General features: G+C 32.7%; 4 protein-coding genes. All 4 read right to left on the reverse strand.

Annotated features, from left to right (window positions below):
- Nucleotides 1-89 precede the first annotated feature (89 nt).
- Nucleotides 90-8,192 (reverse strand): non-ribosomal peptide synthetase, encoded by an 8,103-nt coding sequence (locus Q0845_RS05775; RefSeq protein ID WP_298510501.1) that lies wholly within the window; start codon nucleotides 8,190-8,192, stop codon nucleotides 90-92.
- 138 nt (nucleotides 8,193-8,330) lie between these two features.
- Complete coding sequence (locus tag Q0845_RS05780) at nucleotides 8,331-9,299, reverse strand: 2,3-diaminopropionate biosynthesis protein SbnB (protein WP_298510504.1); 969 nt, start codon at nucleotides 9,297-9,299, stop codon at nucleotides 8,331-8,333.
- Nucleotides 9,286-10,275, reverse strand: coding sequence for a 2,3-diaminopropionate biosynthesis protein SbnA (gene sbnA, locus Q0845_RS05785; protein ID WP_298510507.1), 990 nt, complete (start codon nucleotides 10,273-10,275; stop codon nucleotides 9,286-9,288). Before sbnA ends, Q0845_RS05780 begins: the two co-directional genes overlap by 14 nt.
- Before the next feature lie 122 nt (nucleotides 10,276-10,397).
- On the reverse strand, nucleotides 10,398-15,134 hold the full coding sequence (locus tag Q0845_RS05790; RefSeq protein WP_298510510.1) for a non-ribosomal peptide synthetase: 4,737 nt from the start codon (nucleotides 15,132-15,134) through the stop codon (nucleotides 10,398-10,400).
- Nucleotides 15,135-15,572 lie beyond the last annotated feature (438 nt).

The raw sequence follows: 15,572 nt of genomic DNA on the forward strand, positions 1-15,572 counted from the left end.
TGTTTTTTTGGTATAGAGTTCGTTTACCTCTTTTTAGTAAAGAGATAAACTAGTTCTATAATGTCTTGTGTATAATTATAATGTCTTTATTAAAAAGAAAAGTCTGTTTTGAGTTGATGAACATTTTGTGTTCGCTCGTAATCAGAAGCACAACTGAGTTCCTCAATTTTCTTGTCAGGATTATTTACAATATCGTTTATAAGATCTTCCATCCGTTCTTGCATGATTTGCATACGCTCTTCTTTGAAGAGTAATGGATTGTACCGAATACTTATTCCTATATTGTTATCTTCTTGAAGAAGTGCAAAGCGTAAATCTTGTTTGCTGTGTTGCTCTTTTTCCCTCTCAAAGGTTGCTACTTCGAGTCCTGTATTACTTAGTAATGAGTTTACTTGATTTTCGGAAACCTCATCAGAAGCTTCTAATTGCGTAACTAATACGTCGAATAATGGACCTCTACGCTTGTCTCTTTGTAGTTGAAGTTCACTTATTAATTTATCAAACGGATACATTTGATTTTCATAAGCGTCTAACATTTCTTGTTTTACCGAATTTAGAAATTCATTGAATGTTTGTTGTTCATCAATCGTATTTCTTATTGGAAGCATGTTTATGTAAAACCCAATTTGATTTTCAAGTTCTCGTTGTGGTCTTCCAGTAACCGTAGTTCCGACAATAATATCATTTTGGTTGCAATATTTGTGAAGCAGAACGTTTACAACGGCCATGAATGTTATAAAGTTGGTTGCTGTATTTTCTTTTCCAAGATTGACAAATTGATTGGATTTTTTATCATCTAACAAAAATCCTAAAACTTTCCCGTTGAAGGTTTGTTTTTCATCACGAGAAAAATCTCTAGGTAATTCTAATACAGGAAGCTTTCCGCTGAATTTATTGAACCAGTATGATTCAACTTGTTTCATTTGATCACTTTCTAAGAATTTGTGTTGCCAAGCTGCATAATCTTTGTATTGAAGTGTAAGCGGCGTTAATTCCTCATGATCTCCCTTTAATAAAGAATTATATATTTTAAGTAAATCATTCACCAGTACTTTCATTGACCAACCATCTGAAATGATATGATGCATGCTTAGTAGAAATAGGTGTCTGTTGTCTTCTAAACAAACTAACTTAGCACGTACTAATGGTCCGTTTTCCAAATCGAAAGAAATCTCTGTTTCTTCTTTTGCCAATGCTTTTGCTTCTTCTTCTTTGGCAGGAACATTTCTCCAATCGAATACTTCAATTTTCAATCCACAATCTTCAAGGTTTTTGTGTATTTTTTGCTTTGGCACTCCATCTACAGTACTAAATGTTGTTCTGAGAATTTCATGTCTATGTAGTAAGCTATTGAATGCTTCTTTAAATAGTTCTTCATTTATATTTTCGAGATCATAAGCCGCAGACATATTGTATGCCGTAAGTCCTGGTTCCAATTGATCTAAAAACCAAAGTCTTTTTTGTCCATGAGATACATCATAATATTGCTGTTCTTTGACAGGAACAATTGTAACCGTATCAGTTTCTTGAGAGTTTTCAATGGCTTTTGCTATTCCTTGAATGGTTTGCTCACTAAATATTTGTTTTAGGTCTAGTTTTACATTTAATTTTTCATGAATTCTAGAAACCATTTGCGAAGCACTTAAGGAATGTCCTCCAAGCTCAAAGAAGTTTGATTTTACACTTATTTCAGTACTTCCAAGCAATTCATTCCATATTTCGGATAGTATTTTTTCTGTGTCGCTACTTGGAGCTACATATGCTTCCGTTCTACCTGCTTGTTTTGCTAGCGTATGCAGTTTTCGTCTGTCAATTTTCCCATTCGTTGTTAACGGCATTGTTTCTAATGCTGTAAATGTTGACGGAATCATATATTCTGGCAAATGATTCATGAGTTGCGAACGTACTTCGGAAATGTTTATGTTTTCATGACCTGTTACGAATGCCGCTAAATACCCTGCATTTGAGCTATCTTTCATCATTACTACAGCAGCTTCACTTACCGCTTTTAGTTTCACCATTACAGTTTCAATCTCTCCTAATTCAATACGGAAACCTCTAATTTTTACTTGTTCATCATTTCGTCCAATGAATTCTATATTTCCATCTGGCAATAGTTTCCCTATATCACCTGTTTTATAGATTTTGTGATTCTTTGCGGCTTCAAACGTTACAAATTTTTCTTTTGTAAAGGTAGGTCTGTTCACATATCCTCTAGCTAAACCTGGTCCTGCAATACAGATTTCTCCATTGACTCCGACAGGACATTGTTGCATGTCTTTATTTAAAATAAAAACTTCCATATTCGCTATTGGTTTTCCTATAGGAAGGCTCTCTCTGTTTTTATCTGCTTCGGTTATTTTATAACTCGTAGAACATATTGCGCATTCCGTTGGACCATATACATTGTAATAGTCTGAAGTTTTACTAATTTCAATTGCTTCTTCCAGTTTTGGAGGCTCGCCACCAGTTAATATAACACGCAATGATGTTAGTTTTTCTTTTCTGATTGATGATAGAAAAGCTGGCGGTAATGCAATAACACTGATGTCATTGTATTGGATGTAGTTTTCAAAACTATCTAAATCTTCAACAAGCTGTTTTCCTGTTACATACAGAGCTGCTCCGCTGAAAAGTGCCATGAATATTTCACACATGGAAACATCAAACGATAGCGAGAAGAATTGCAACACATGATCTTTTTCATTGATGCTGAATTGATGAATATGATCTAAAGCAATGTTGACATAGCTACTGTGCTCTATCATAACTCCTTTTGGCAATCCTGTAGAACCTGATGTGTATATTACATAGGCTAAATCGTTTGCTGCATTTTGATTTTCAGGATTATGCGTAGGCAAATTGTTTAAGATAGTTGTCTGCTCGGCAATGTAAAATAACTGATTTTCTTGTAGGGTATTGCTATTCCAAAAAAGCGTTCTTTCAGTAATGAGAACTTTAGGTTTTACATCGTTTAGAATGAATTCTTTTCTTTCTATTGGATAGTTAGCATCTATCGGAACATATACGCCACCAGCTTTGAAAATTGCAATAATGGCAATGATCATACTTTCTGATCTATTTAAAGATAAAGCAACAAAATCATCTGGTTTTATATCGTATTCTTTTCTAAGGTAATGCGCTAACTGATTTGCCTTTGTATTAAGTTCGTTGTATGTGAGTGAATTGTTTTTATATACTACAGCTATTTTGTTTGGAAATTTTTCAACTTGTTCTTCAAAAAGCGTGTGTATATTTTTGTCTAATGGAAAATCGATATCTGATTGATTGAGCATCGCAGACAATCTTTGTTCTTCTTCTTTCCCTAGAATGTTTATTTCTTTTATTGGTTTTTCAACATCATCAATAATTTCTTGCAGTAAGGTTTTTAAGTGTTTGCTACAAGCCTCCATGCGCCATTCGTCAAATAAGGCTGCATTGTATCCAATTTCTACCCATAAACCATCTTTTGTTTCTTGAAATTCGAAGTTTACATCAATTTTATTCGCTTCAAAATTTGTGTCAACTTCTTCAGTAATGATTCCTTCAAATTGATATTCCTCGCCGTTAGTGACTTCTATATTTTGTAGAATTATCATCACATCAAATAAAGGTGAGCGACTCATGTCACGAGTGATTTGTAAATCATCTACAAGTTTGTCAAACGGATATACTTTGTGTTTGTAAGCTTCTAGTGTGTTTTTGCGCACTTTATCTAGTAACTTATCAAAGTTATCATTGGTTGAAAATTCTGTTCTTAAAGCTAGTGTGTTTACATAAAAACCAACTTGATTTTCTAACTCAGAATGATCTCTTCCAGCCGTTGGCGTACCTATAACGATGTCTTCTTGTCCTGTATATTTGTATAGAAGTGTTTTTACAGAAGCAGTTAATAACATAAATAATGTAACACCTTTTTCTCTACATATTTTGTGTAGGTTTTCTTGTATCGTTTTTTCGATTAAAAATCCTTTACTTTCTCCTTTGCCAGATCTTACAGACGAACGTTGACGATCTGTTGGTAAGTCGAGAACAGGAACTTCACCTTGGAAACGACTTTTCCAATAATTAGCATGTTTTGCTAAGTTTTCTCCTTGCAAATGTGAATTTTGCCAAGCCGTGAAGTCTTTGTATTGTATTCTTAAAGGCGCAATATTTATTGGTTGTTGGTTTTTAAAAGAGTTATACAGTTTAATAACCTCATCAATAATAATTTGCATTGACCAACCATCAGAAATAATGTGATGTGTGTTGAATAACAATGTATTTTTTTCATCGTTGATGCGCAACAAATGAACTCTTAACAAAGACCCTTTTTCCAGATCAAATTCTTTGTTAGTTTCGGCTTGTATTATTGCGGCTTCTTGTTTTTCTTTTTGTGATGTATCTCTTAAATCGGTAAATTCAACTTTGAAACCGTATTCTTTTCTGTTGTGAATTTTTTGTTTTGGCACACCATCAACACTTATGAATGTTGTTCTAAGACTTTCGTGTCGATCTACCAATGTATTGAAAGCCATTTCAAATGCTTCCGTGTCTAGTTTTCCTTTGAGTGTAAATACTCTTGGTTGTGTATAGGCTAGTTTACTTTCTTCAAATTGATCAATAATCCACAAACGTTTTTGCGCATGTGATGCCTCATAATATGCTAATTCGCCTAAGGGTTGTATTGCGGTAACTTTTTCTGCTCCTTTAAGATATCCTAATGATTCCGCTAAGTTTTGTGTTTGTTCGCAAAGAAATTCTTCTTTGTAAGCATCTTTCCATTTGTCAGCTACTTTTGGATCAATTTTTTTATGTCTGAAAAATTTAATATCTCCAATCATATTTGATTCAGCATGAATTCCATCAGTCATTCTATTTTCGCTGTCTTCGTAGATTTTCAGCATTTGCTCTTGATGGTTTTCCATTTCTAAGAAATCACATAGACTGGCTGCCACTTGCGAACTATCTTTTACCATGTCTTCAAATTTGACTACATGTTTTCTGTTGTCTGGAATTTCTTTGAAGAATTCTACAATGTTTTGGTGACTTACTAGCCATTCCAATTCTCCTAATTTACGTGCATCAAAATCATGCTTGTAACGAAAAACCTGATCCATACGTGTATCTTCATAAGAATGAATTAATCCATATGGGTTTCTTTGTAAGTGAATGAATTTTGCATTTTTGAATGTTTGCTCTATTCTTCTTAAGACATTGATGTCTCTTGCGTACGAAGGACTTTTGTCAACCAGTATTCTATCGCCAATCCAACTTTGCATTTTTGCATAATATTCTTGAACCGATAGGTCTTCTTTGATGAAATCGTTCATCATTTCGGTAGCCTTTTCATTGTCGAAATCTAGCAATTCCATGATGGCACGGATGTTCCCTTCTTTGTAAAAACTTAGCTTTCCATCTAATTCTTTTTCTCTTCCCTGTAAGGTGTTGAATATCATTAGTTGTAATTCTGGCGGCACAAATAAATCAGGATGACCAGCCATAATCACTCTTAATAAAGTAGAACCTGATCTTGGCGGCGCTAGTATAAATACTGCCGAATCATTTTTGCTTTCATTTACAGGATAGTCAGGTAAAGGCGTAATGATACTGTTCATTTTCTCGATATCGCTTTCATTCACCTTATCTGCAAAATCAGTAGCTTCTCTATTTAATTCAACGGCAAGTTCTTGTATTGTAGGCGCATCAAATAAAAGACTTACATGCACTATTTCTTTTAGGTAATCTTGTAATTGATTTACGATTCTTATTCCTTTTAGAGAATCGCCTCCTAATTCAAAATAATTGTCTTTAATCCCAATTTTCTTTTTCCCTAAAACTTCTTCCCAAATTCTGCTTATTTCTTTTTCTAGTATACTTTGTGGAGCTAGATATTGATCTTTTACTCCTATACCTGCTTCTTTTGGGTTTGGTAATACTTTGTAGTTTATTTTTCCATTTCCTGTTAACGAAAAACTGTCTACTTGCACAAAGTATGATGGAATTTTATACGCTGGAAGAATTTTTCCTAGATAGGCTTTTAGGTTTGCAATGTCTTGTGCTTCCGAACTTTTTACATACGCTACTAATTGTCCAATTCCTTCTTCATCTTTCCATACAGTCACAGCCACTTCATCGAGTTCTGGCTTGTTTCCTAGTACTTGCTCTACTTCTTGAAGCTCTACTCGATATCCTCTTATTTTTACTTGTCGATCTATTCTTCCTAAAAACTCTAAAGTTCCGTTTGGTGTCCATTTTACACTATCGCCGGTTTTGTATAGTAATTCTTCTTCTATAAATGGATGATTGATGAATTTTTCATTGGTTAACGATTGGTTATTTATATAACCTAACGCTAATCCTTTTCCAGAGATATACAATTCTCCTGCAACACCAACAGGCACTACCTTTAAGTTTTTATCAAGTACGTATGCTTTTGTATTGTTGATCGGTTTTCCTATGACAACTTCACTTTCAAAACTTTCAAAATTCGTTTTGTCTATACGATGCGCTACACAACCAATGGTACATTCTGTTGGACCATAATGGTTTACGAAAGTAACATCAGGCTTCAAATTATAAAAGCTTTTTATATCATCTGTTCTGATAGCTTCTCCTCCAAGAAGTATTAATCGGATGTTTGAATTTTGTAAAGATTCGTAATTATTTGCATGCTTGAATAGGTAAAATAATGAAGGCGTTAATTTGATATAACTAATATTATTGGATACTAGATACTCTATTAACGCATTTGTTTGTTTGACAAGCGATTCTTCTATTAAGTGTATTGATGCACCATTCAATATTGTTCCCCATAAAGCGGTATATCCAAGATCGAAAGCGTACGTTGATAACATGATAGAGCTATCTTTTTCAGTAACCTGAAACTTTTCTTGCATCCAACCAACATAGTTTACCAAAGCACTATGTTTTATTTGTACACCTTTTGGTTTTCCTGTGGTTCCTGAAGTATAGATAACATATGCTACATCTTCTGGTGAAATAGTTAACTCCAGATTGTCTTTACTTTCTTCTATATCTGCCAATTGAATATCGAGCGCAAATAATTCTCCTTGATAATATTCTATAAGATCAAACATAATGCTTGAGTCTGTAAGAATCATTTTTACATTGGCATCTTTTAGTATGTGACTTATTTGTTCTTTAGGTTGTCCTATTCCAATAGGTAAATATGCTGCTCCAGCTTTTAGAATACCCAACATTCCTATCAACATAAATTCTGAAGGTTCCACCATTAATCCAACAATGTCTTTTTGCTGGATGTTATGATTGTTTCTTAAGTATGCTGCTAGTTTGCTTGTTATTTCATTGATTTCATGATACGAAAATGAGCGTCCGTTTATATACACGGCTGCGTTATTTCCTCCTTGTCTTACTTGTTCTTCAAATCTTTGCACTACATTTTGAGTAGTATTTACATTGTAATCCGTTTGGTTGAAATCGGCTACGATTGTGTTTTCCTCTTGTGGTGTTAAGATTTGAAGATCTTTTACAGGAATCTCTATTCCGTTTAATAAACTGTTTAGTGCAGTGATATAGTGAGTTCCTAATTGCTTTATTTGATCTTTGCTATATTTTGCATTATCGTATCGTATCTTTAAACTAAGTGTGTCATTTTCATCTACTACATCAAAACGTAATTTTATTTTGTCGGTAAGACTGCTTTGTTTTGTCATTCTATTGAATGTCAAGCCACAATTATAGAGTATATTTTCATTGTCAAAACCATTAGCCTTGAGCTTATTCATTAGACTATCAAAGTCATAATTTTGATGCTCACTTACATTATTTAAATTCTCAAGTATGGAATGAATAAGTTGTTTTGGCGTCTTATTCGCATCTATTTCAGCTTGTAAAAACAATAATGTATTTATTTCCTCATTATGACTTGCTTCACCAAAATTACCTGTCGTAACCAGTATATCATTCTTATAGGTATACTTATATAATAGAATATTTAACGTAGTTGTTAATAGAAGAAAAGCGCTTGATACATCTTCATTTGACACTTGAAATAGTTGTTGTCTTATTTCTTGTGCAAAATCGAAATATTGTTCTTCATAAACCGCTTCAACAGCTGTATTGTTGGCATTGCTGCCAGAAAATAGTTGAAGTTCATCTGAATTCTTTATAATGTGTAACCAAAAGAGTTCTGATTTACTTCTTTTGACTAAAAAATCTCTTTCCATGTGTGTCTTTTTAATAATTACCCAATGCAGTTTTAATTATTTTAAATCCATATCATTGATTCTAGAGGAGGAACTTTAAGAGTTTCAAATAATGATATTTGATGTAGATGCTATACTTAGTTTTGTGAGTTCTTGATATTAGTCTTCTAGCAATACACCGACATTTTTACTTTCTGCTAGGTTGAAGAAATAAGAACAAACTGCCATATCATACACGGCCATTCCCATAGGATTGAACATCACTACTTTTCCAAGTGAATTTGCTAATTTGTTATTGCATAATACATCGACAATGGTGTGTACATTTTTTTCTTCCAATCCATGCTTTAAATGCATAAATTCGATATCTGTATTTTCACGATTTACTTCTTCCCAATCGTCAACGACCATCACATCTACTTCTTTCATAAAAGGAGCGTCAAAATCTCTTAATGATACGTTTAGGTATAATCCTGGTTTCTTAGCTTTTTTGTTGATATAACGGTTTTTTGACACTGTACATGTCATAAAAATGTCAGAACTATCAAATACTTCTTCCCAACCGTTAGTGATAATTACTTTGCTTTGAAATGCTTCAGGAATATCATCCATGTTTATAGGTCTTAAATCATAGAGGTAAATATTTTCAATTTTATCTCCATAGAGATTTATGATCAAATCTAGATGTTGTTTCCCAATAGGTCCAAAACCTATAATACCAAAGTTCATTTTGGAAGTAATGTCATTTTTTTCAATGTAATCAGAAATTACACTACCTGTTACTGCCGCAGTTCTTATGGCACTTACTAATGCTGTATTGAAAATAGCTTTTGGTTTTCCTGTATTGGCTTCATTCAGAATTATGGTTGAATGTGCTCTTGCTATTCCATTATGAATATTGTCTGGAAAACTTGCAATCCATTTTATTCCAGAAACATCAAACTCTCCTCCAATAAATGCAGGCATTGCTATGATTCGGTTTTTTAAATCTCTGTATCGTAAATATGGTTTTACTGGTTGACTGAAATCTTTTTCTTTGAGCAAGTGTGTTGCATCCTTGATTGCTTCAATTATGTTGCTCCAGTTAATTCCTAGTTCAAAAATGTTAGTTTCACTAAAATACCTCATGTCCGTGTTGTTTTTCTTTTTTTAATTTTTCGTTTACCCAATCATCATTATAAATCGTGTCAGCATAAGAATTTCCGCCGTCAGGACTTATAAACAGAATGTTTAAATCTTTATTAGAGTTTGTTTTATTTATGAATTTTTGTGCTGCAAAATAAGCGGCACCAGAAGATCCTCCTGCAAATATTGATTGCTCACTTAAAAGTTTGTGGCATCCTTCAATGATTTCAGCATGTGTTAGAATTACATGGTCGTCTATATGTGCGTTCTTTATAATATCGGTTCGCATACTAGCACCAATTCCAGGAATTGCACGTGGCATTGCTTTATCTGAGAAGATCAAAGATCCTTCAATATCTACAGCAATGATTTTAACGTCCTTAAACATTTCTTTCAGTTTTATAGATAATCCGGTAACTGTACCACCAGAACTAACACTGATAAAAACATAATCGAGTTTTGGCAATTCGTTGCTTATTTCTTCACCTAAAGTCTTGTAATAGGCGAGGTAATTATCAGGATTTTGATATTGATTTGGATTGAACGCGTTTTTATTCTTGTTCAGGTATTCCTTTATAAATCGTATTCGATTTAAAAGATATCCTTCGGTTTCGTCCATCTCAGTAACTTTCTTCACTTTGGATGCCAAGATTCTAAGAAGTCGTTCTTTTGATTCCGTTATATTTGGATCAATAACGGGCATAAAAGGAATTTCTAGTTTTCGACATATAGTAGCAAGCCCCAAGCCAAAATTCCCTGAAGTAGATTCTATAACTGTGGTATCACTGGTAACAATATCGTTTGATATTGCGCTTTTAAGAATATTAAATGCAGGTCTAATTTTTATACTACCTGTCATATTATAAGATTCAAGCTTTACATATAAGTTAAACTTTGTGCTTTTTAACCGGACTAAAGGTGTATTCCCTATTAGAGGCTCAAGCTTCTTGAGCTCTTCCAAATAATGTTCTTTCGTCATATTTTATCGTTTTTTTAATGTTTAAGCACACAGTTTGGGAAAACTTAAAATTTACAGGGAGTTAATTGAAAAAATATTGATACTAGAATTCGGGACGTTCTATCGTATCTTATTTGCTGTATTTAGAATGAAAAATTGCTTTTAAAAGTTTGTTGTTTGGGAGCAATTGTCTCTTGTAATATATGCGTATCACATGCTTCGACACGTATGTTTATGTCTTTGATGATATCGTTAACTATTCGTTGCAATGTTTCTTTCATTGCATGGATACTTTCTTCTTTAAAAAGATCGGTACTGTATCTTAGATTTAGTACTACAGTATTTTCATATTCGGCATATCCTATTCTTAGGTCTTGCTTGCTAAAATCTTCATCATCCATTTCAAATAGAGCGACTTTTAAATCATCATTGTCGTCTTTGACAGTTGTATTTCCATGGAAATTATCAAGATTTGCTACTACGACATCAAAAAGAGGACTACGACTCAGACTTCGGTCTATTTTTAAATCGTTTAAAAGCATATCGAAAGGATAAGACTGATTTTCAAAAGCTTTTAGGGTTGTCTGTTTGATGTTAAGAAGTAATTCTTGAAAAGATTTTGTTGGATGTATTTGATTTCGCATTGCTATATTATTGATATAGAATCCGATTTGATTTTCTAATTCTTTTTCTTCTCTACCAGCAACAGGAGTTCCAATTATGAAATCTGTTTGCCCCGTATATTTATGAAGTAATACATGAACCGTAGTAAGGATTAGCATAAACATTGTAACTTCTTGTTCTTTACATATTGTTCGCAAGTTTTTAGTTACTTCCGTATCGAATGCAAATTCTACAACACTACCTTTATATGTTTGCACTTTTGGTCGGTGGTAATCTGTCGGCAATTCTAATACAGGCAATTCACCTTTAAACATTTCTTGCAAGTATTCCTTGCTTTGTTTCATTTGTTCACCTTCTAATTGACGATTGTGCCAAAAAGCATAGTCTTTATATTGAATACGTAAAGGTGGCAATAAGGTTTCTTTATTGTTTTTAAGATCGTTGTATATGGTTAAGAATTCTTCAGTTAATATACTCAACGACCAGCCATCGGAAATGATATGATGTAAGGTAAGCACAAATACATGTTTTGTATCTGTAAGCTGCATTAACACAACTCTAAATAATGGACTTTTTTCTAAGTCAAATATATTATTGAATTCTTTTTTTACGAGTGCTAAAGATTTTTCTTTTTGAGCTTCAACACCTCTTAAATCAACATGTTCTACATGAAAAGGCACATCTTTGGCTTCATGTATCTTTTGTTTTATTTCGTTGTTGACTACTAAGAATGTGGTGCGAAGAATTTCGTGACGTTCAATTAATTTTAAAAATGCTTCCTGAACTAAATTTTCTTCTAAACCTTCCATTTCCCATACATTAGGAACTATATAAGCAGCCTGCGCTTCCTTAAATTGGTTAAGAATCCATAATCTTTTTTGTCCATAAGAAACCTCATAATATTCACTTTTTTCTAAAGCTTCAATTTTATTAATTGTTTCTTTTTCTTTTGTAGAAATGAATTCGCATAAATTTTCGATTGTAGGATTTGAAAATACATTTCTCAACAGAATTTTTACACCAAATTTTTCATAAACTCCAAACATAATTAGCGTCGCTAGAATAGAGTGTCCGCCAAGTTCAAAAAAGTTATCTTTTACACCAATACGATCTACTTTTAGGACTTCTTCCCATAAAGCTACCATCTTCTTTTCTTCTTCAGTATGTGGTGCTAAATAGCTATTGGTTTCTGAAATGCTAAAGTGCGTATCTTTTAATGCAATTAGTGCTTCTCTATTAATTTTACCATTGGCTGTTAATGGAAATTCTTCTAGCGTTACAAAATTAGATGGAATCATATATATAGGTAAGAATTCGCCTAACTCAGTTCGAAAATCTAATTCTTTATAATCCTTTCCTTTTTGGAGATATGCTACAAGTAATTTTTGTTCATTTTTATCCAATTTTACTAATACAATAGCTTTTTCTATGCCTTGAAGCTTTTGTAATGCATTTTCTATTTCTCCTAGTTCTATTCTGTAACCACGAATTTTTACTTGCGTATCTTTTCGTCCAATAAATTCGATATTACCATCTAATGTCCATTTTCCTATATCACCTGTTTTGTATAATTTTTCACCTTTGTTAAATGGGTTTTCGATAAACTTTTCCTCGGTAAGTTTTTCTCTGTTTAAATATCCTCTACTTATTCCGTTTCCACCAATACATATTTCTCCGCCTACTCCTATAGGTTGTAATTGTAAGGTATCATCCAGAATATAGATTTGCGTATTTGCAATAGGTTTTCCTATAGGAATTGTTTTCCCTGAATGTTCACGCAGTTTTATTGAAGTCGCAACTACAGTACTTTCGGTAGGTCCGTAATTGTTAATAATGTTTACTGATGCATCGGGAAGTTTCTGCAATTTATCGCCACCTGTTAATATCATCATATCGCTTGGTATGGCATTATTACTGAGCAATTGCTCGCAAACTACCGTAGGCAAAAAGCTATGTGTTATTTCATTCTTCACTAAAATAGATCCTAATTCAGCAATATTTAAACTCTGTTGATGTGTTATAGGATATAAACAGCTTCCTACTAATAAGTACGGCCAAGTTTCCCATACGGAAGCATCAAAACCAGTTTTGGCATATAAGGTAGCTTTACTAGTCGAAGTTACCTCGTAATACTCTTGATGCCAACTACATAAGTTAAGCAAAGATTTATGTGCTATCATAACTCCTTTTGGCTTTCCAGTAGTTCCTGAAGTATATATTACGTATACGAGATCACTAGGTTTGTTTGTGTTTATAGGATTATTTGTTGAGTAATTGGCTAAACTAGTTGTAAGCTCTTGAAATGATAACGTAGCACACGGATATGTTTCCTCTGTTTTTCCAGAATCTACCATTAGCATTGCTACTTTTGAATCTGAAACGATATAGTCTATTCTTTCTTTTGGATATTCAGGATCAATAGGAACATAGGCAGCTCCAGATTTTATGATTCCTAACATTGTGATTACCATCCATTCTGATCGATCCATCATAACACCTATTAGGTCATCAGATTTTATAGTATATGTTTCTCTTAGGAAATGCGCTAGTTGATTTGATTTTTTGTTGAGTTCTTGATAGGTCAATGTTTTTCCTTCAAAGGAAACTGCCAAAGCTTCTGGGTTTTTAGCTACTTGTTCTTCAAAAACTTCTTGAATTGTATGTGTTAAACTATAAGGTGCCGCTGTTTTATTAAACTCGTGCAATAATAGATTTTTTTCTTCTTCATGAATGAACTCAATATTCTTTAATAAGCTTGTGGGCGTTTTAAGAATATTGGAAATGATCGTTTTAAAATGATTGATCATTTGTAAGATTCGTTCTTGAGAAAATATATCTGTACTGTATTCTAAATTTCCAGAGATTGTTAGTTCGTCTTCGAAAAATTCGAAACTTAAATCAAATTTACTCGTATTGTTTTCAACCGTGAGCAAGTCAACCGATAAACCTTCTAACAATTCTGGATCGGTTCCAGTAGTATTTTGAAGCGCTACTATGACGTCAAAAAAGGCAGATCGCGAGGAATCTCTTGGAATATTAAGATCTTCAATCAAAGAGTCAAACGGATAGTTTTGGAATTTGAAAGCTTCCAAAGCGTCGCTCTTTATTTTATGTAATAACGATTCAAATGTTTCTTCTTCACTTATGAACGTTCTAAACACCAATGTGTTGATATACAAGCCTATTTGACTTTCTAATTCTGGATGATTTCTTCCAGCAATTGGTGTGCCGATAATGATATCTTTTTGCTTGGTATATTTATATAATAATGTATTCACAACTGCTGTCAAAAACATAAATAAGGTAACTCCTTCTTGCTTGGTTAGCTCATGTATTTTGGTTGTTGTATCAACATCTAATTCGAAATAAACACTTTTTCCTTCAAACGTTTTTTCTGTAGGTCTTGGAAAATCCAAAGGCAATTGTAATACAGGCAATGTATTGTTTAATTTATTCAACCAATACGATTTATGAACATCCAATTTACCTTCACTTAGTTGATTATTTTGCCAAGAAGCAAAATCTTTATATTGGATTTGTAAAGGTTTTAACGGACTGTTTTTTTCATTTAAAAATGTTTTGTATAAAAGCAGTAATTCGGCAAAAAATATGTCCAAAGACCATCCGTCGGTAATAATATGATGCATTGAAATCACAAAAACAAAATCATTATCATCTAATTCCAATAAGCTTGTTCTTAATAAATGATCTTTCTCCAAATTGAACATGAAGTTTCCTTCATTTTCAAGCGTGTTTGTAATCTGTGCCTCTTTATTTTCTACATCTTTAAGATTTGTATACTTTATCTTAAAATTAAATGTATTGTAATCATGAATTTTCTGTTTTGGCTTTCCTTTATTTACAACAAAGTTGGTTCGTAAAATCTCATGTCGTTTTACGATTTCGGAAATTGCTTTTTCAAAAGGTTCGCGCTTCAATTGTTTTATTCTCCATGCACTAGAAACATTATAAGCGGTTTTATTTTCTTCACTCAATTGATCTAGCATCCATAAACGTTGCTGTCCGTGCGAAAGCCCGTAATATTCCTGCTCTTCTACAGATACTATTTCCTCATGTTCATTACGTTGATGCGAATTTTTTATAAAAGCTATTACTTCATCTTTATAGAGTTTCAGTTCTTTTATTAATTCAGCATCAATACCACCTTTTGGTATTAAGAATTTCAAATTGTCTTCTACAATTTGAAACTTAATGCCTGCTTTTATAAGTTGATCTATGAGTTTGTGTATGTTCATCCTATAGTGAGATGTTTTTGATAATTATATTGGACAAGAATCTATTCTTATCAAGTATGATTATTGATCGCAAAAATTCTGGTATTTGATCCTAATAATAGGTACGGATTCTGTTCTGATACAAAAGTTTGTAATATGACTTTTTTAGTCTTTTTTTCAGTATGATTTTTATGAGTACTAAACAAAAAATTGATGTAGAATCTTTTAGTCGTTTATGATCATTTTATGCATTATAAAATTCTCTATAAATAGTGTTGATTCTAGATAAAAATTAATTAAAAATGTGCTGTTTTATTTTAAAGCTGCGCTTCCCTCTATCACAGAAGTTCTTTGTCAGGAAACATAAATAAACCTAGATGGTTCTTACTTTTTCAACATGAATCATGTTGGTATAAAAGTATATTTTTTTTTCGAAAAAACAAACATTATTATATAAAA

This window comes from uncultured Kordia sp., assembly GCF_947489565.1.
Classification (GTDB): domain Bacteria; phylum Bacteroidota; class Bacteroidia; order Flavobacteriales; family Flavobacteriaceae; genus Kordia.